Origin of the sequence: Rhizobium beringeri (assembly GCF_004306515.1) — a bacterium.
GTDB lineage: Bacteria > Pseudomonadota > Alphaproteobacteria > Rhizobiales > Rhizobiaceae > Rhizobium > Rhizobium beringeri.
The window spans coordinates 4,696,614-4,714,558 of sequence record NZ_SILG01000001.1; the positions used below are offsets into that span (position 1 = coordinate 4,696,614).

20 protein-coding genes are annotated in these 17,945 nt (G+C 62.1%); 4 read left to right on the top strand and 16 right to left on the bottom strand.

Annotated elements, in window-relative coordinates; all coding sequences use genetic code 11:
- Window positions 1–4: 4 nt before the first annotated feature.
- From ELH03_RS23330 to ELH03_RS23365, 8 genes are all read right to left on the bottom strand, one after another.
- Window positions 5–1,105, bottom strand: a complete 1,101-nt coding sequence (locus tag ELH03_RS23330) for an imelysin family protein (protein WP_128404593.1) — start codon at window positions 1,103–1,105, stop codon at window positions 5–7.
- Window positions 1,105–2,643: a di-heme oxidoreductase family protein gene (locus ELH03_RS23335; protein ID WP_128404592.1), complete on the bottom strand. Its 1,539-nt coding sequence runs from the start codon at window positions 2,641–2,643 to the stop codon at window positions 1,105–1,107. Before ELH03_RS23335 ends, ELH03_RS23330 begins: the two co-directional genes overlap by 1 nt.
- Window positions 2,644–2,690: 47 nt before the next feature.
- Window positions 2,691–3,968, bottom strand: a complete 1,278-nt coding sequence (locus ELH03_RS23340) for an imelysin family protein (RefSeq protein WP_130659517.1) — start codon at window positions 3,966–3,968, stop codon at window positions 2,691–2,693.
- Between the two features lie 239 nt (window positions 3,969–4,207).
- Entirely contained in the window at window positions 4,208–5,497 is a 1,290-nt protein-coding gene (locus ELH03_RS23345) for an RsmB/NOP family class I SAM-dependent RNA methyltransferase (protein ID WP_128404590.1), read from the bottom strand.
- Window positions 5,498–5,641: 144 nt separating this feature from the next.
- A complete protein-coding gene (locus ELH03_RS23350) occupies window positions 5,642–6,004 on the bottom strand; it encodes a septal ring lytic transglycosylase RlpA family protein (protein WP_011650128.1) in 363 nt (120 codons plus the stop codon).
- A gap of 406 nt (window positions 6,005–6,410) precedes the next feature.
- Entirely contained in the window at window positions 6,411–7,283 is an 873-nt protein-coding gene (locus tag ELH03_RS23355) for an SDR family oxidoreductase (RefSeq protein ID WP_128404589.1), read from the bottom strand.
- Window positions 7,283–8,440, bottom strand: a complete 1,158-nt coding sequence (gene queG, locus ELH03_RS23360; protein ID WP_130766687.1) for a tRNA epoxyqueuosine(34) reductase QueG — start codon at window positions 8,438–8,440, stop codon at window positions 7,283–7,285. Before queG ends, ELH03_RS23355 begins: the two co-directional genes overlap by 1 nt.
- A 12-nt stretch (window positions 8,441–8,452) precedes the next feature.
- Window positions 8,453–9,145, bottom strand: a complete 693-nt coding sequence (locus ELH03_RS23365) for a glutathione S-transferase family protein (RefSeq protein ID WP_003544722.1) — start codon at window positions 9,143–9,145, stop codon at window positions 8,453–8,455.
- A gap of 232 nt (window positions 9,146–9,377) precedes the next feature.
- Between ELH03_RS23365 and ELH03_RS23370 the strand changes: the two genes are divergently transcribed.
- Window positions 9,378–10,175 carry an undecaprenyl-diphosphate phosphatase gene (locus ELH03_RS23370; protein WP_024322236.1) on the top strand — a complete coding sequence of 266 codons (798 nt, stop codon included), beginning with the start codon at window positions 9,378–9,380 and terminating at the stop codon, window positions 10,173–10,175.
- A 242-nt stretch (window positions 10,176–10,417) separates the two neighbouring features.
- On the opposite strand, the gene ELH03_RS37510 is transcribed toward ELH03_RS23370, so the two are convergent.
- From ELH03_RS37510 to dnaN, 8 genes are all read right to left on the bottom strand, one after another.
- The gene (locus ELH03_RS37510; RefSeq protein WP_003544729.1) at window positions 10,418–10,570 is read right to left on the bottom strand and encodes a hypothetical protein; all 153 of its coding nucleotides are present in this window, start codon (window positions 10,568–10,570) and stop codon (window positions 10,418–10,420) included.
- 285 nt (window positions 10,571–10,855) lie between these two features.
- The gene (locus tag ELH03_RS23375) at window positions 10,856–11,836 is read right to left on the bottom strand and encodes a complex I NDUFA9 subunit family protein (protein WP_128404587.1); all 981 of its coding nucleotides are present in this window, start codon (window positions 11,834–11,836) and stop codon (window positions 10,856–10,858) included.
- A 112-nt stretch (window positions 11,837–11,948) separates the two neighbouring features.
- Entirely contained in the window at window positions 11,949–12,236 is a 288-nt protein-coding gene (locus ELH03_RS23380) for a DUF1330 domain-containing protein (RefSeq protein WP_003544731.1), read from the bottom strand.
- 29 nt (window positions 12,237–12,265) lie between these two features.
- Window positions 12,266–12,973 carry an orotidine-5'-phosphate decarboxylase gene (pyrF, locus tag ELH03_RS23385; RefSeq protein WP_128404585.1) on the bottom strand — a complete coding sequence of 236 codons (708 nt, stop codon included), beginning with the start codon at window positions 12,971–12,973 and terminating at the stop codon, window positions 12,266–12,268.
- 6 nt (window positions 12,974–12,979) lie between these two features.
- Window positions 12,980–13,561, bottom strand: coding sequence for a histidine phosphatase family protein (locus ELH03_RS23390; protein ID WP_128410953.1), 582 nt, complete (start codon window positions 13,559–13,561; stop codon window positions 12,980–12,982).
- 1 nt (window position 13,562) lies between these two features.
- On the bottom strand, window positions 13,563–14,162 hold the full coding sequence (pmtA, locus tag ELH03_RS23395; RefSeq protein WP_128404583.1) for a phospholipid N-methyltransferase PmtA: 600 nt from the start codon (window positions 14,160–14,162) through the stop codon (window positions 13,563–13,565).
- A 95-nt stretch (window positions 14,163–14,257) separates the two neighbouring features.
- Window positions 14,258–15,169: a DUF72 domain-containing protein gene (locus ELH03_RS23400; RefSeq protein ID WP_128404582.1), complete on the bottom strand. Its 912-nt coding sequence runs from the start codon at window positions 15,167–15,169 to the stop codon at window positions 14,258–14,260.
- A gap of 54 nt (window positions 15,170–15,223) precedes the next feature.
- Complete coding sequence (dnaN, locus tag ELH03_RS23405) at window positions 15,224–16,342, bottom strand: DNA polymerase III subunit beta (RefSeq protein ID WP_018244437.1); 1,119 nt, start codon at window positions 16,340–16,342, stop codon at window positions 15,224–15,226.
- Window positions 16,343–16,435: 93 nt separating this feature from the next.
- Here dnaN and ELH03_RS37515 point away from each other — a divergent pair, with 93 nt between their 5' ends.
- The 3 genes from ELH03_RS37515 to ELH03_RS23415 are packed head-to-tail and all read left to right on the top strand — an operon-like array spanning window position 16,436 to window position 17,878.
- On the top strand, window positions 16,436–16,606 hold the full coding sequence (locus ELH03_RS37515; RefSeq protein WP_164902166.1) for a hypothetical protein: 171 nt from the start codon (window positions 16,436–16,438) through the stop codon (window positions 16,604–16,606).
- Window positions 16,603–17,520: a 16S rRNA (cytidine(1402)-2'-O)-methyltransferase gene (rsmI, locus tag ELH03_RS23410; RefSeq protein ID WP_128404581.1), complete on the top strand. Its 918-nt coding sequence runs from the start codon at window positions 16,603–16,605 to the stop codon at window positions 17,518–17,520. The genes ELH03_RS37515 and rsmI overlap by 4 nt, the downstream gene beginning before the upstream one ends.
- On the top strand, window positions 17,510–17,878 hold the full coding sequence (locus ELH03_RS23415; protein WP_130766688.1) for a YraN family protein: 369 nt from the start codon (window positions 17,510–17,512) through the stop codon (window positions 17,876–17,878). The genes rsmI and ELH03_RS23415 overlap by 11 nt, the downstream gene beginning before the upstream one ends.
- Window positions 17,879–17,945: the final 67 nt, after the last annotated feature.

The following is a 17,945-nucleotide window of genomic DNA, read 5'->3' on the forward strand; positions in this document are numbered from 1 at the left end:
CGTCTCAGTCTCCGTCCGAAAAGGAAAAGCCGGCAGAAAGGCCGATCGCCGCGCCATATTCGTCACTGATCCTGGTGATCAGGTCGCGGCTGTCGGCAAGCAGCGTATCGAGCTTTGCCTTCTCCGCATCGCTTGTGGCGACGTCGATGTCGGGATTGAGCTTCGGCACGCTGTCGAGCAGCGATTTGAAGTCCTCGTCGATCGAGGCGGCGATCGGCTGCTTGTCCGGCGGCAGAAGCTCGGCCATGCCGGCCTTCTGCCAGAGCGTGCGCAGGCCCTCCAGATTGGCGGCCATCGATTTCCAGGTGTTTTTGGAGCGCCAGTAGATCGCCATGCGCGGGCGCGGCGCGGTGTCCTTGCCCTTGTAGAACTGCTCCAGCCGCTGGTCGCGGACATTCTCCGCACCATGGACGAGAATGCCGAGCAGCGCCGTCACCGCTTCCTTGTTGTCCATGAAATCGTTGCTCTGCGGGCCTGGATGTTTCCAGCTCGCCTGCACGCCATCGGGCTTTTCCCAGGCGGCGACGACTTCGCCGGCCTCACGCTGGATATTGCCGGCGACCGCCTGGCCGTAAAGGCAGCGGAAACTGCCTTTCTGCCCGACGAGATCGTCGGAGCCATTGCCGTAAAGGACGTATTCCAGCGCCGTCAGGCCCTGCAACGCAACACTCTTGCCGGCGATCGCATCAACGGTCGCATCGTTCGGATCGGCCTTGGCGATCAGCGCCTGCACCTGCTTGAGGCCGACGCCCTTGCGGTCGGGATAAAACAGGATGTGCTCGAAGAGATTGTCCTGGATAACAGGCCCGGTCTGGACGATCTCGATGATCGACCAATAGCGGATCGTGTCGTCGAAGGTGGACTTCGCCTTGTCCAGCGTCTGCTGCGTGCCGTCGGCGCAAAGATCCTTCATCGCCGTCGTCAGCCGGGCGGCCGATTGTTGCATGTTGCGATAGCCGGGACGGATCACCTCGTCGACGGCGCGCTGCATGACGGCGGGAACGGCATCCTCGTTCAGCCCGGCCGGGGGAGTGGCCGTCTGGGCGGCCGCTGATGTCGCGAGGCCGATCAGAGGAAGGCAGAGCAGGGGGTGCCAAAGGCGCATCAAAGTGACTCCAGGAATGTAATCAGGGCCGCCCTGTCGTCTGTCGGCAGGGAGGAGAAAGCGTTGCGGGCCTTTTCAGCTTCGCCGCCATGCCAGAGGATCGCTTCGGTGAGGCTCCGCGCACGGCCGTCATGCAGAAAAAAGCTGTGTCCGCTGACAGTCCGGGTCAGTCCTATACCCCATAGCGGCGGCGTGCGCCATTCACGTCCGCTTGCAAGGCCGACCTGCTGCCCGTCGGCAAGCCCGTCGCCCATGTCGTGCAGAAGAAAGTCGGAATAGGGCCAGATCAGCTGGAAGGACTGCGCTTTTTCGGGCGTGTCCCGCCGGGTGACGAATTTCGGCACATGGCAGGAAATGCAGCCGGTTTCGTAGAAGATCCGTTTGCCCCGCAGGGTCTCGGGGAAGCTTGCCTTGCGCCGCGAGGGAACGGCGAGATTTTCGGAATAGAAGGTGACGAGGTCGAGAATAGGACCCGGCGCTTCTTCTGCGCCCAACCGTTTCTGCACCCCGGTCGGCATAGCAAGGCATTTTTCTTCCGCCTTGGTACAATCGCCCTGCGCATCTGGGTGATCGGGCGTCGAGATGCCGATATCGTTGGCAAAGGCGTCAGCACTCTGGTCGCGCACCGTGGCATTCTGCGCCTTCCAGCCGAATCGTCCGAGCGCGATCTTGCCGCTTCGGTGGTCGCGCACAATCGCAGCCTTCCCCGAAATGCCGTCGCCGTCGGCATCCTCCGGATCGGCATGGGCAAGGATATCGGCCTCGGGAATGGCCTCGATCAGTCCGAGGCCGATCATCGCCGAGGCGACACGCGGCGAAATCGTCGTCGCGGGGTCGAGCGGCCCATGGCCAAGGTTCGTCACCGCATACCTCGGCCGGCGCAGCGACACGGTCTCGCCGTCGCCGAGCGTCACCCTCTCTTCGAGGTAGCTGATCGCCATCTTCCCTTCGGCAGCAAGCCCGGGAACGGCGAGGTCCTGCAGCTGATGGCCGTAGACCGGATCGGGAAAATTGACGACATCAGCTGCCGCGACCGCCTTTTCTTCCTCGGGCGTCCTGGCGGCGCGGGAAAGCCGCAGGAACATCGAGGTGGAGCTCGGGCCTCCCTCCGGCGGTTTGCCGCGGCCGTCATTGATATGGCAGCTCATGCAGGAGCGGGCGTTGAAAAGCGGCCCGAGACCATCGGAAGCCTGCGTCGAGGAGGGAGCGGACACCCAGAGCTTGCGGAAGAGCGCGTTGCCGAGCTTGAAATTCTGCTCTTCCTCGAAGGGGATGTTGGCCGAAATATGCGAGAAGCTGTCCTCGGTGACAGGGTCGATCGAGGTCGTCGCCCCCGCCTGCATCGCTTCGTATTGTTCGGCCTTGGAAAAATCCGCCGTCGGCCGGGTGACGTCGGCGACACGTTTCAGATCCGCCTCGGAAAGGTCGGTGCGTTTGCTCGGCAGATCGAAACCGGCGGCGATGCTGACGGAAAAACCGGCAAGCATGGCGCAGAGCGCTGCGTTGGCGAAAAATCGGCGGGCCGGGGCATGCGACATTTCAGGGTCCGGGCCGCTCCGGCTTTCGAAGCGGCCCGCCTTTTTGCTTATTTGAAGACGGCGTTAGGATTATCCAAGCTGTCGGAACCTTCAAGCTGAACCGTGCCGAGATCGAGTGCGGCAATAACGCGCTGCACCGATTTCGTCTGGTCGATCAGCCCGTCGATGGCAGCCTGAACGACCGCGTTGCCTTCCTTGTTGCCTTCGCCGATCATCTGGTCGTACTTCTCGACGGTCTCGCCGCGCTTTGCCATGGCGTTCATCGCATCGAGCGTCTTGTTGAGCTTGCCTTCAACTTCGGCATCGAGCGCCTTGTCCTTGGCGGCCACCAGATCGTGCAGCGACGGGCCGCTGAGCTTGGTGCCGTCGACGCGGGTATAGTTGCCGGTATAGGCGGCGGCGATGCCGATCGCGTCGTTGAGATGCGAGTTGTAGGTATTGTCCGAGAAGCAATCATGCTCTTCCTCGGGATCGTGCAGCAGCAGGCCGAGCTTCATGCGCTCGCCGGCAAGCTCGCCGTAGGACAGCGAACCCATGCCCGTCAGGATCGCCACGAGGCCGGCCTTCGGATCGGCTTCGACGTTCTTCGTCGCAGCGCCGTCCGGCGTCCAGTTGTCGGTCATTTCCTGCAGGTCGGAAACGAGCAGGGTGGAGGCGGACTTCAGATATTCGGCGCGGCGATCACAATTGCCGTGCGTGCAGTTCTTGAGGTCGTAGTCGGTTGCCGGACGGTCGCCGGCGCCGGGACCCGTGCCGTTCAGATCCTGACCCCAGAGCAGGAATTCGATGGCGTGATAGCCGGTCGCGACATTGGCTTCGATGCCGCCGGCCTCGGCCAGCGTGCCGGAGAGGAATTCCGGCGTCAGCTTGGAGGCGTCGACATCCTTGCCGTCGATCTTGATCGTCTTGTTGGCAATGACATTTGCCACATAGAGAGAATTTTCGTCGCTCTCGGTGCCGTAGGAAGCATCGACATAGTCGATCAGGCCTTCATCGAGCGGCCACGCGTTGACCTTGCCTTCCCAGTCGTCGACAATCGGATTGCCGAAGCGATAGACTTCCGTCTGCTGGTAGGGAACACGTGCCTTGATCCAGGCGTCCCTGGCGGCCTTGAGCGTCGCATCGGTCGGCGCCTTCAGGAAGGCGTCGATCGCGGCGTCGAGCGCCTTGGCTGTCGTCAGCGAGTCCTCGTATTTCGCATGCGCCACGTCGGCATAGTGTTTCACCACGCTAGCAGCATCGGTCTCGGCATGCGCGGGAAGGGCGAGCAGGGCGGCGGGGGCGATCGCCAGCACGGCTGCGCGGAATTTGCGGTTGAGCTTCATGATCCTCTCCTGTGACGGGATTTTCCGTCTAATCGGGCTTCGTCTCTTCGCGCAAAAGCAAACTTGTGTCAAACGCTCTAGTTTGGAATGATTTTAAGGATGCAGAGGCGCTGCGAGCGCTGCCTTTTTTGAAAGGCATCTGCTTGAAAAACCGGCAGCAACCGCGCCATCTCGCACACCCAGCGCAGCGTCATTCCGCCGCGGCATCACGATGCGTTGTCGACGCCGGCTAAGCCGTGTCAGCCCTTCCGCTGCATACGGCAGAAGAAGAAGCCGTCCGTGTCGGTGGAGGCGGGCGTCAGTGTCACCGTCAGGCCGTCGGACGAATGCGGGCGCGGGGAGTCCTTTCCGAAGAGCTGATCCCAGGCAGGCAGGGCGCTGATGATCTGAAAATCAGGATTGGCGGCCGTGAAGCGGCGCGCCTGCTCCTCGTTCTCCTGGGGCAGGACCGAGCAGGTGACATAGATCAGATCGCCGCCTGATTTGACGAAGCCGCTCGCCTGCGCCAGCGCGTCCTGCTGCTGGGCGGTGCGTTCGTCGAGGTTCTTCGCCGTCAGCCGCCATTTCGTATCGGGGCGGCGGCGCCATGTGCCGGTGCCGGTGCAGGGCGCGTCGACCAGCACCTTGTCGCAGCGTCCGGCAAGGCCGGCGAGCGCCCTGGCGTCGTCATGCACCTGGACATTGCGCGTGCCCGCCCGCTTCAGCCGCTCGATGATCGGCGCCAGCCGCTTGCGGTCAGCGTCGTAGGCGTGAACCTGCCCCTTATTTTGCATGGCCGCCGCCATGGCGAGCGTCTTGCCGCCGCCGCCGGCGCAATAGTCGAGAACCTGTTCGCCATCGCTCGCGAGCACCAGATCGGCGACGATCTGCGATCCCTCGTCCTGAACTTCAAACCAGCCTTTTTGGAACGAAAGCTCGGCAGTCACGTTGGGAAGACGCGAGGCGCCTTCGCCGGCGGCAATTCGGATGCCGTAGCGGGCGATCTTCGCTGCATGTGCGTTGGCTCTTTCGAGCGCCTTGACGACCTTGTCGCGGGAGGCTTTGAGCAGGTTGGCGCGCAGATCGAGCGTCGGGCGAGCGGCGAGCGCTTGTGCCTCGGAAAGCCAGGCGGCACCGAAGGCCTGTTCGAAGGAGGATTGGACCCATTCGGGAATATCGCCGCGGATATGCGGCGGCGCATCGTCGAGCGAGCGGCTTTGAAAGGCCGAGACGGCGTCGGCCGAAAGCGGCGCCGGCGCAAACTTGTCATCCGCCAGCTCGGTGGCAAGACTGTCAGGTGTGAAACCCCATTGGCGGAACATGACGGCATGGGCAATGGCCGCAGCACTGTCGTCATCCATCAGCCAAGCGTGGGAAAGCCGCATGCGCAGTGCGTCATAGACGATGTTGCCGATCGCCGCACGATCGCCGGAGCCGGCGAAGCGGTGCGCGAGGCCCCAGTCCTTCAGCGCGTCGGCGACGGGCCGCTTGCGGGCATCGATGTCCGCGAGCACAGAAATCGCCCCTTCGAGGCGGCCGCCCAGACGCATTCACATGTCTCCTATTGCCGTGGCGTGTGAACGATCAGCGCAAACGCGATAGTCACGCAGTAAATTGTTCACAAGTCTCAACCGGGTGGTAACCGCGATTGACGGCAAGAGCAAGCGCCGCTTCCGGCGCAGTCAGTGGCGGCCTCAGCTGACGACCTGGTAGCAGACCTTCGCAGTGCCGGAGCTCACCATGCCGATATTCTGCGCGGCGGCGCGCGACAGGTCGATCACGCGACCACGGATGAACGGACCACGATCGTTGATACGAACGACGACGGTGCGGCCATTGTTGCGGTTGGTGACCTTCACCTTGGTGCCGAAAGCAAGCGAACGATGTGCGGCAGTCAAGATTGCAGGGTTCATACGTTCCCCGGAAGCAGTTTTGGAGCGAAGTGCGTACCATGAAGCACCGCCACAACCATTGCCAGCAAAACCTTCCGCCGGAAGCATGGAAGAACAGGCTGCAATAGTTACAGCGGCGATAATAGAACGACGTATGTTCTTCAAAACAGAGTATCCCTCAACTATTGAACTCACGCCCTTGCAGGCGGCGGGGCTTAAATCTGTGAAAAAGTGGCGAAAAAGTGCCGCTGCTGTTCACGGAATATTACAATCGGTAACATTCGTGAGTGTGATGTCGGGATTCCAGGAATGTGCGCGACGCCAAAGCGTGGAAAAAACCTAATAAAATCAGTTAAAATCCGAACGAATTTTCCGAAGGGATAGTTAACGCCTTGGCGTTCACGAAAATCGCGAAAATATTTTTCCGATTTCGCCATATTTACTGCCACATTTGGGCAAATTCAAAGGCCGTTAACCATAAGATGCGGCGAAAATTGTCCGGCCAAAGCGGGAAAGTAGGAATTTCCTACTCATTTTGGGTGAGCGTATCCGTCGCAAACAGGACTGAGTTCTACTCCCCACGCCAGCGTCCATCCTGCCACAATTGCGCAAGCGACATGGGATAGTTCGGGAAGGAGAATGCGAAGCCGGCGGCCTTGAGCTTCGCATTCGAAACCCGTTTGTTCTCGCCGTAAAAGGTGCGCGCCATCGGCGTCAGTTCGGCGGTCTCGAACGCCTGCTCCGGCGGCGGTTCGACGCCCATCAGACGGGCTGCCTCGACGATCACATCCTGCGGCGGGCCGGGCCGGTCGTCAGTGACATTATAGATGCCGCCGAGGCCGTGCTCCGACAGGAAGCGTGTCGCCGCACCGATATCCTCGACGCGGATGCGGTTAAACACCTGGTCCTTCTTGATCAGCCGTCGCGCCGTGCCCTTTTCCAGATTGCAGAAGGCGTTGCGGCCCGGCCCATAGATGCCGGAAAGGCGAAGCACCGCCGCCGGCACGCCGCGCTCCCGGCCCATTGCCAGCCAGCCCTCTTCCGCCTCGAGCCGCTCCTTCGATCGCCCGGAAACGGGCAGGCACGGCGTTTCCTCACTCACCCATGCGCCCTTGTGATCACCATAGACGCCGACGGTGGAGAGATAACCGATCCATTCGAGCTTCGGCAGCAGGCTTGCTCCGTCCTTGTCAAACAGCCGCAGCAGCGGGTCGGCCTTTCCAGGGGCGATCGACTGCACCAGATGGGTGACGCCGTCCAAAGCCTGGCGCAGCCCCTCTTCCATGCTCTCGCCGTCGAAAAGGAATGCTTCGATGCCATTCTTGCGGAGCACGTCCATCTTGTCTGGCGAACGCGTGGTGCCGGAAACACGCACGCCGTCGCCTGATAAGGCCTTGGCGATCGCTGTGCCGGAATAACCGCAGCCAAAGATCATCACATGCATCAGCCCACTCCCGCCAATCGCCATTCGTTCAGGACGTCGTCATCTCTCTCATCCGCCCTTTGTGCGGCAAAGACCGAGAATTCGCCAGCCTCCATCAGCCGCGAAAGCGCCCATACCGCCATGCCGCGCACGACCGGCGAGGGATCGTCCGAAAGCGCGCAACATGGCCCGATGAGCGCCTTGTCACCGGAATTGCCGGCGGCGATCAGCACGTTGCGGACGAAGCGGTCGCGACCGATCCGCTTCACGGGCGAGCCGCTGAAAAAGGCACGAAAGGCGGCATCGTCGAGCGTCAGCAGAAAGGCGATCGACGGCTCCTTCAGATCTTCCCGCGCCTGTAGCTTCATCTCGGAGGCGGAGCTTGCGAACTTATTCCAGGGACAGGTGGCAAGACAGTCGTCGCAGCCATAGATGCGATTGCCGATCAGCACGCGCAAATCGGCGTCGATCGGTCCCTTGTGCTCGATGGTCAGATAGGAGATGCAGCGCCGCGCGTCGATCTGGTAAGGCGCCGGAAAGGCATCCGTCGGACAGATGTCGAGGCAGGCGCGGCAGGAGCCGCAATGATCGGCCTCCGGCGCATCGACGGCAAGATCGGCGGTGGTGAACATCGTGCCGAGGAACAGCCAGGAACCGTGCGTGCGGCTGACGAGATTGGTATGTTTGCCCTGCCAGCCGAGCCCGGCCGCTGCCGCCAGCGGTTTCTCCATGACAGGCGCCGTATCGACGAAGACCTTTACATCGGCGCCTGCCCGCGCCGCAAAGCGTGTGGCGATCTCTTTCAGCCGACCCTTGATGACGTCGTGGTAATCGCGGTTGCGGGCATAGACGGAAATTGCCGCTTTGTCCGGCTTGTCGAGGATACCGCGGGGATCTTCTTCCGGGGCGTAGTTGAGGCCGAAGACGACGACGGAGCGCACCTCGCTCCAGAGTGTGCGCGGATCGCCGCGCCGGTCGCGCGTCTCCGCCATCCAGTCCATCGTCCCGTGGCGCCCGGCATCGATGAACTGGCCGAGACGTTCCTTGGCTTCGGGGATCGCGTCCGGGCGCGTGATGCGGCAGAGATCGAAGCCCTTGGCGGCAGATTCCGCCCGAACGAACGAGGTCAAATTGTCGCGGCGGCGGCGCTCTTTGTCGTCATTGTCAGGTTCGGGCATGAAGAGCCCTCGTCAGAAATCCAGATCGGCATAGTGTGAAACCGGTGTCAGGCCGCGCACACGCTCGGTCAGCATCGGCCGGAAGGAGGGACGCGACTTCAGCCGCTGGTACCAGTCCTTGACGACCGGCGAATCCGCCCATTCGATCTCGCCGAGATAATCGAGGATCGAGATCGAGGCCGCGGCGGCAAGGTCGGCATAGCTCATCCGCTCGCCCGCCAGCCACTGACGCGAGCCGGCAAGCCAGGTGAGATAACGCATATGCTGGCGGATATTCGCGCGGGCCGTGCGTAAAACCTTCGAATCTGGTGCTCCACCGCCCTGATCCGCGGTCATCTGCAACTTGTAGACACGCTCGCGGGCCAGCGGCTTGGTCACGTCGTTTTCCATCTTCTGCATGAACCATTCGGTCAGCCGGCGGATTTCCGCCCGCTGGAAAGGGTCTTCGGCGAGCAGCCGCCGGTCGCGCTTCAAGACGCCATGCGTCTCGTCCAGATATTCGGAAATAACGCTCGCGCCGCAGAGCGCGCGCATGCTGTCGTCGACATAGACCGGCAGCGTGCCGGCCGGATTGAGCGCCAGGAAATCCCGCCGCTTCTCCCATGTCTGCTCTTCGATCAGATCCGCCTGATAGCCGTATTCCGCCAGGATCAGCCGGACGAAGCGAGATGCGGATGACATGGGATGATGATAAAGCGTGGGCATCGATACTCGGGCGTTGTGATTGCTGTTACAGGACTGTGTGGCAGCTCAATTATAGCGCCCTAGTCATGACTCATTGGTTGAAGCTATAGGAGCTTGGCCCCGCCAATACAAGCGAATCGGATTTTTCAGGCCATCTGATAATGGCGAAACACGGTCTAACGAACGAATGGAAGCGGCAGCCTGATCGGCCCAAGCGCTCAGGCCCGACCGAACTTTAAACCGGAGACAATGTATGGATTATATAAATGCTGCAATTCTCGGCGTCATAGAGGGGATCACCGAGTTCCTGCCGATCTCGAGCACCGGCCACCTGATCATTGCGGAGCAATGGCTCGGACATCGGTCGGATATGTTCAACATCGTTATTCAGGCGGGCGCCATCCTCGCCGTCACCATCATTTACTGGCGTCGCCTGCTGGATCTGGTGCTTGGCTGGCGCGATCCCGTTAACCGCGATTATGCCGCCAAGCTGATCGTCGCATTTCTCATCACCGCAATTCTCGGACTCGTGGTCAAGAAGCTCGGCTTTGAACTTCCGGAGACCGCAACGCCGATCGCCTGGGCGCTCATCATCGGCGGTATCTGGATGATCTTTGCCGAATGGGCCGCCGCCCGCAGGCCGCCTCATAAAGAGATCACCTGGCTTGTCGCCATCCTGGTCGGCATCGCCCAGATCGTTGCCGGCGTCTTCCCGGGAACGTCGCGCTCCGGCGCCACGATTTTCGTCGCTATGCTGGCTGGAACCGGCAACCGCGCAGCGGCGACGGAATTCGCCTTTCTCGTCGGCATACCCACAATGTACGCCGCCAGCGGCTATGAATTGCTGAAGACGTTCAAGGATGGCGGAGCGGCAGGCGAAGACTGGACGGCGCTCGGCATCGCCTTCGTCGTCTCCACGATCGTCGCCTTCATCGCGGTCAAATGGCTGCTTGCCTATATCAGGAGCAACCGGTTTACTCTGTTTGCCATCTACCGCATCATTCTCGGTGTCTTGCTGCTCGGCATGGCCGCGACTGGTTTGATTGCCTGAGACATCCGTCCCGCATTGCATTCGCGCAACTCCCGGCGCGAATGCAAATGCCCCGTCGGACCGCACAAACAGGCACCCGATTACCGGCAAGGCGCCGATCTTTCAGTTAGTCATTGAGGGGATACGCTCCCGCTGCCGTTTTGAAGCAGGCGAGACTGAGCGGTGATCTCGAAGCGCCCTGTTTCAGGCGTTCCGATCGACTGCTTGCTTGAGCAGGATGCCGGCTGAGGGCCGGCTTTTCATCAATGGATGATCGAGGCCGTAGAGCAAGGATCGACGCCGTAGGCCGGCGAGCAATCGCCCTTTACCGCCGCGACCGAACCGGGCGCAACGAAAGAGCCTGCAAGGATAACCAGCGCCGCACACGCAAACAGGAGCGCGATTGACTTGCCCATCGAGAAATGCCTTTCACAGTGATTGCCGCACGCGACCGCAGGCGTTAAGTCCGTTGGAAGACGCGCGGGTTTGGTAGTCAGTGGAATGGCAAATAGCAATAAACGTTCCTGCTAAATTTCGCGTTAATTCCACAAAATTTCCGATGCGTCTTTTATGCAACGCAACTCAGTATGGCGGGCATCAAAACACCCTAGACTTGCGCCGGGCTTTGCATGACACGGCAACACCAAAAGGCCGCCCGCGGGATCCGCAGACGGCCAAGTCTCATCGGTTGGAAAAGATGGTCATGCAGCCTTGCCGGTGCCGGTGTACTGGCCGTGCGGACGATAGTGCACGAGGTAGGAGCCAAGCACCGAGGCCACCATGGTGGGCGTAATGCCGAGGCCCTTCAGCGTGCGGCCTTCCGCCTCGGCTTCCCGGGAGACGATGTTGTCGTGCTTCAGCAGGCGCACCTGATCCGGCGTGATCGGCGGCGTTATGAACGGAATCAGCGAGGCGATGCTGCCGATCATCGAAGCGATGCCGAAGGGCAGGGATACCAGCGGGTTCTTGCGGCACGTTACCTTCAGCATCGTCTCGAGACATTCGCGGAAGCTCAGCACCTCAGGCCCGCCAAGCTCATAGACCTTGCCGCCGGCAACCTTTCCGTCGACGGAGCGGGCGACGGCCTCGGCGACATCCTCGACATAGACAGGCTGGAATTTCGTCTTGCCGCCGCCGACCAGCGGCAGGATCGGCGACATGCGCGCCATCTCGGCGAATTTGTTGAAGAAGCTGTCCTCCGGTCCGAAGACGATCGACGGACGGAAGATCACTGCATCGGGCTTGACCGAGAGGATGGCCGTTTCGGCGCGACCCTTGGTGCGGCCATAGTCGGAATCGGATTTCGCGTCGGCGCCGATCGCCGAAATATGCGTCAACGTCGCGCCTGCCCCGCGCGCCGCTTCGGCGACCGCACGGCCGCCGAATTCCTGCACGGCGTCGAAAGTGTTGCGGCCGGCCTCGTGCAGAATGCCGACGCAGTTGACGACGTGGCTCGCACCGTCGACGGCGCGGTCGATCGAGCTGCGATAGCGCAGGTTCGCCTGCACGAAGGAGATCTGGCCGACATTGCCGAGCGGCTGCAGGAAGCCGGCGAGATCGGGACGGCGCACGGCGACGCGGATGTTGTAGCCGCGCTTGGCCAGCGCCCGAACCACGTGCCTGCCCACGAAGCCGGACCCTCCGAACACGGTAACGAGCGGCGGCAGGTTGGCAAGGGTCATGGCAGGCTCCTCGAAAGGCTTTGCGGGATGCTGAATTGGCTCTCGTCTTAGCCGAATCCCGGCGCGACGGGAAGGCCCATCACGCCGTCAGTTTCTTAAGATGTAACGTCGATCAGACGCCTTCGACGACGACCATTTCCGCATCCGCGACTTCCTGGCGGATTTTCGCTGCGATCTGGTATTCCGGCGAATTGTAGCAGTCGACCGCATGCTGCATCGACGGGAATTCGATCACGACGTTGCGGACGCGCGCCTTGCCCTCGAGTTCGGTAAAGGCGCCGCCGCGCGCCAGGAAATTCGCGCCGTATTTTTCGAAAGCCGGCTTGGCGGCCGCCACGTAATCCTTGTAGCGCTCGGCATCGCGAACATCGACGCGGGCGATCCAGTATCCTTTGGCCATGGTCTTCTCCCTTTTGTCGTTGATTGCGGTCAGCGATTTGCCGGCCAGAGCGCGCTCACCATCTCGCTGAGGATCGCACGGGCGGCATCGCGGGGATCCGGCGCCTTGACGACGGGCCGGCCGACAACGAGATGCGTCGCTCCGGCTTTCAGCGCGTCGAAAGGCGTCATCACCCGCTTCTGGTCGCCCTTGTCGCTACCATCAGGGCGAATGCCGGGGGTGACGATCGCCATCTCGGGTCCGACGATTTCGCGCACCGCAGTCGCTTCCTCCGCCGAGCAGACGATGCCGCCCATGCCAGCGGCGCGCGCCTGTTCGGCGCGGCGCAGCACCAGGCTGTGCGGATCCTGGCTGTAGCCGGCCTCGGCAAGGTCATCGGCATCCATCGAGGTCAGCACGGTCACGCCGAGCAGGCAGAGGCCGGAGCCGGCCGCGGCCTCGACCGCCGCCTTCATCGCTTTCGGATAGGCGTGCAGCGTCAGCATCGACATGCCCATCTTGGCGATGTTCTCGACGCCCGAGGCAACAGTGTTGTCGATGTCGAGCAGCTTCATATCGAGAAAGATCTTCTTGCCGCTTGCGGCAAGATCACGGGCGAATTCCAGGCCGCCGGCAAAGACCAGCTGATAGCCGATCTTGTAGAAGAGAATGTCGTCGCCGAGCGTGGAAACCAGTCTTTCCGCCTCGCCGATCGTTGGAACATCCAGGCCGACGATCAACCGCTCGCGTGCGTCCATCTGAAGTCACCCCTGCCAGTCTTCGATGGGCGTCCAGTCGCATGTTAGGCGCCGATCCGCAAGACCGAAAGCATAGAGATTGCCGCCACCGCCCGGCTGGTCGCGGTCACGGCTGATCGGCCTGCCCGCCAGATGGCATTTGAGCAGCGTGCCGACGCCGCCATGGCCGATAAAGGCGATCGGCGCCGTCGCATCATGCGTCGCAAGAACGGCGCTCACCGCCTCGACGATACGGGCCTGCGCGTCGACGGCGCGCTCCCAGCCCTTGAAGCTTTGTTCCGGATGGGCGAAGAACCAGTCGGCCGCTTCTTCGAATTGCGGCGGCGGCAGGAAGCCAGTGGCCGAGCGGTCGTTCTCATGCATGCCGTGGACGATCTCGATCGTCACGCCGGAAGCTTTCGCCAGGATTTCGGCCGTCTCGATCGCCTTCGTCTCGTCGCTGGAGACGATGCGCTGCAACTGTCTCGCCCAGCCGCTCTCTGCCGCTTTGCGGGCGCGCGCCGCGCCGACATCGGAAAGCCCCCATTTCGGCACCGGCACGTTGGCGTCGATCCGGACCTGCGGATGAGTGATGTAGATCCCGAACATCTCAGCCGCGCCGATAGATCCAGAGCTGCGCCGGCGGAATGTTGCGCATGACGAAGTCGAAATGCTGGATATGGTAGCGGTCGGGATTGGCGGCGATCGGCGAGATCGCGCCATAGGAAATCTGCACCATCGGCCGGCCGGCCGGCAGTCGATCGAGCAGGCTTTCGAGCAGCGAGATGCGCTTCGCCATCGGGAAATTCAGAAGCGGAATGCCCGAGACGACGGAATCGAAGGTGAGACCGCTGAAATTGCCAAGAGTGGTCTGAAGATCGAAAGCGTCGCCGTTGATGAAGTGCACGCCGGGATAGGTCCGCAGCAGATGTTTATGAAAATCCGTCGAATATTCGATCGCAACGAGATTTTCCGGACGAACGCCGCGGCCGAGGATGGCCTTGGTGATGGCGCCCGTGCCCGGCCCGAGTTCAAGCACCGGCAGCCCGGAATGGATATCGACGACGCTTGCCATGCGTTTCGCCGTGATCGAGGAGGTCGGCACGATCGAGCCCACCGTCTTCGGCCCCTGCATCATGCCTCGGAAGAAGCGGATCTCGTCGTCGAACCTCTTCCCGAACCGTTCCTTCACCTTGACCCGTAAGCTCATTCTCCACCCATCCGCATGTTGATCGAATGCCTTAATATGCCGCTTGTCGCTTAAGGGACAAGGATTTTCGCAACAAGGACATCGACATCAACAGCTCATGCGGCTTTCGACGCTGAACCCGGCATGAGATCGGCAAGCCTTTCGGCCAGGTGATCGGCGTCGACAGGCGCCCGCAGCTTCACGTCGGTATTGTCGAAGTAGAGATAGACGTCTCGGCCCTTGCTGCGCGCCGCTACGGGCGCCAGCACCCGCGTCGCATTCTCAGGTTCTCCGCCCGTGGCCCAGACGCGGATGCGTTGCGCCCATACATCGAGGGCTTCGTCCTCGTAGCCGCTGACATAGAGCTTTTCGGAGCCATGCAGGCGGCAATAGACGAAATCGGCGGTGATATCCATCAGCAGCGGCCATTTCACCGTATCGGCGCAGACGAGAGCGACCTTGTGACGCCTCAGCATGTCGATGAAGATAGGTGAGCGGAAGCTCTCGTGGCGGATTTCGAGCGCATGACGGATCGGCTGGTGCCCGTCGCTTTTAAGCCAGGCCGGTCCCTTGATATGCCAGTCGTGCTGCTTCGCAAGCGCTATCGCCGCGTCGCGGTCATGCGGCAGCAGCGACAAAAAACTTTCGAAAAGGGATGGGTCGAAGGCTATGTTCGGCGGCAATTGCCAGAGGATCGGCCCGAGCTTGGGGCCAAGCCGCAGCAGGCCCGAGGCGAGGAAATTGGCGAGCGCCGTCTGGATATTCTGCAGCCGCAGCATATGGGTGATGAAGCGCGGTCCCTTGACCGCGAAGACGAAATCATCCGGCGTCTCATCGCGCCAGCGGCCGAAGCTTTCGGGCCGCTGCAATCCGTAGAAGGTGCCGTTGATCTCGATCGACCGGAAGTGCCGGGCGGCGAAGGAAAGCTCCTGCTTCTGCGGCAGGTCCTTCGGGTAGAATTGGCCGCGCCAGGGCGCATAGGTCCAGCCGGATATGCCGATGCGCACCGTTCCCGCCTTTTTGGTCATGGGATCCTCCGTTTTGACAGGAGGAAAAACGGCAAGCGGTCGCCTTCGTTCCCCTCAGACGCGCATCGGCATCAGCACGTAGAGCGCATCGTCGCCGGCCGTGTCGCGGATCAGTGTCGGCGAGCCGGCATCGGCAAGCAGGAAGATCGCTTCCTCGCCGGAAAGCTGGGCGGTGATGTCGAGCAGGTATTTGGCATTGAAGCCGATTTCCATCGCATCCGTGTCGTAGCCGACGGCGACTTCCTCCGTCGCGCTGCCGGAATCGGGATTGTTGACGGTCAGCATCAGCTGCCCCTCGGAAAGCGCCAGCTTCACGGCGCGTCCGCGCTCGGAGGAGATTGTCGAGACGCGGTCGACGGCCTGTGCGAAGGTCGTGCAGTCGACGCGCATTTCCTTGTCGTTGCCTGTGGGGATGACGCGCTGATAATCCGGGAATGTGCCGTCGATCAGTTTCGAGGTCATGACGATCGAGCCGATCGTCAGCCGGATCTTGGCGTCGGAGACCTCGACGGTCACCGTCGTTTCGGGATTGTCGACCAGCTTCTGCAGTTCGCCGACCGTCTTGCGCGGAATGATGATGCCGGGCATGCCCTCGGAGCCGGAGGGCGCATCGACATCGGCGCGCGCCAGCCGGTGGCCGTCGGTCGCAACCGCCCTGAGTTTCAGCTCGCCATTGCTCTCGATCGTGTGGAAGAAGATGCCGTTGAGATAATAACGCGTCTCTTCCGTCGAAATCGCGAACTGCGTGCGGTCGATCAGCATTTTCAGATCGGTCGCCTTCAGCTTGAAGGAATGCGTGAAGGTGCCGGCTGTGAGATCAGGGAAGTCCGATTCCGGCAGGCACTGTAGCGAGAATTTCGAGCGGCCGGACTGCACGGTCATCGCGCCGCCATCGGTGCTGGTGGCAAGCAGCACTTCCGAGCCGTCGGGAAGCTTGCGCACGATGTCGTAGAGAAGATGTGCGGGAACGGTGGTGGCGCCGGGCTGCTCGACGCTTGCCGGTGTCGCCTCGGTGATTTCGAGGTCGAGGTCGGTCGCCTTCATGTCGAGCTTCTGGCCGTCGGCCTTGAGTAGTACGTTGGACAGGATCGGGATCGTGTTGCGACGTTCGACCACGCGGTGGACGTGGTTCAGCGATTTCAACAGGTTTGACCGCTCAATAGTAATACGCATGGGATGCTACCGCTTTCGACCGTGACTGTCCGGGCGCGTCGAGCACCCGAAGAATGCTGTCCCGGCTTGCGGCCGGGGGAGTGGACGGGCAAAATGGCAGACTTCAGCATTGCTTTGCAAGAGGCATGGACGTCGGCACCCCTGCATTTGCGGTTTTCCAGAGCAATGCTCACAGAAATCCGAACCCTTGCCGAAGCGGTGCCGCTCGCCCATAAAGGCTTCGATGCCGACGACGAGCCGGCGGGACGAAAGCAAATGGCATGAATGAGGAAACGACAGCGGACGCCGCCAGCCGGCGAAGCTTCCGCCTGCACAATGCAACGGTGCCGGCGCGGCCGCTGGAGCCGGCGCTCTATCTCGTCGCCACCCCCATCGGCAATCTCGGCGACATCACGCTGCGGGCGCTGGAAACGCTGGCCGGCGCCGATGTGCTCGCCTGCGAAGATACGCGCGTCACCCGCGTGCTGCTCGACCGCTACGGCATCCAGAACCGTCCCTTCGCCTATCACGAGCACAATGCCGATGAGGCCGGTCCAAGGCTGCTGCAGGCGCTCGAGGCCGGGCGTTCGGTGGCGCTGGTTTCCGATGCCGGCACGCCGCTGGTTTCCGATCCCGGTTATCGGCTGGCGCAACAGGCGATTGCGGCAGGTTACCGTGTCATTCCCATTCCCGGCGCCTCCGCGCCGCTCGCAGCCCTTGTCGGCTCCGGCCTGCCGAACGATGCCTTCCTTTTCGCCGGTTTCCTGCCGGCCAAGGACAAGGCCCGTCGCGATCGGCTCAGTGAGCTTGCCGCGGCACCCGCGACGCTGATCTTCTTTGAATCACCGCATCGGATCGGCGCAACGCTTCTGGCTGCCGCCGATGTGCTCGGAGCCACGCGGCCCGCCTCCGTCTGCCGCGAGCTGACCAAGACCTATGAAGAGTTCCGTCGCGGCACGCTTGCCGACCTCGCCGCCCATTATCAGCAGGTGGAAAACGTCAAGGGCGAGATCGTCCTCGTGATCGGTCCGCCGGAGCCGGTCGAGACGTCTGAGGCCGATGTCGAAGCCGTGCTGGCCGACCTGTCGAAGTCAATGCCGACGGCAGGCGCCGCCACCGAGGCCGCCCGCCTCACCGGCCTGCCGCGCAAGGTGCTCTACCAGCGCCTGCTGGAGATCAAGAACGCCGATGGGCGATAGTGATCTCACCGCCATCAGGAGGAAGGCGCTGCGCCGGGGACGCATGTCGGAATATGTCGCGGCCGCCTTCCTGATGCTGAAGGGCTATCGCATCCTGGCTCTGCGCCACCGCACCCGGCTCGGCGAGATCGATATTATTGCCCGCAAGGGCGATCTTGCCGTCTTCGTCGAGGTCAAGGCCCGCCATGGCGAGGCCGCAGCGGTCGACGCCCTCTCTGTCGCCGCGCAGAAGCGCATACGGGCGGCCAGCGATCTCTGGCTCGCCCGTCAGACGGATCAGGCTCGCCTTTCCCAGCGCTATGATATCGTGGCGATCATGCCGGGCCGGCTGCCGCGGCACTTTATTGATGCCTTCTGACCTCCTTTCGACCCATCGGATTTCCGGATCGTTAAACTTTTAGTCCCCGCGTGAACGAGGTTCTTAC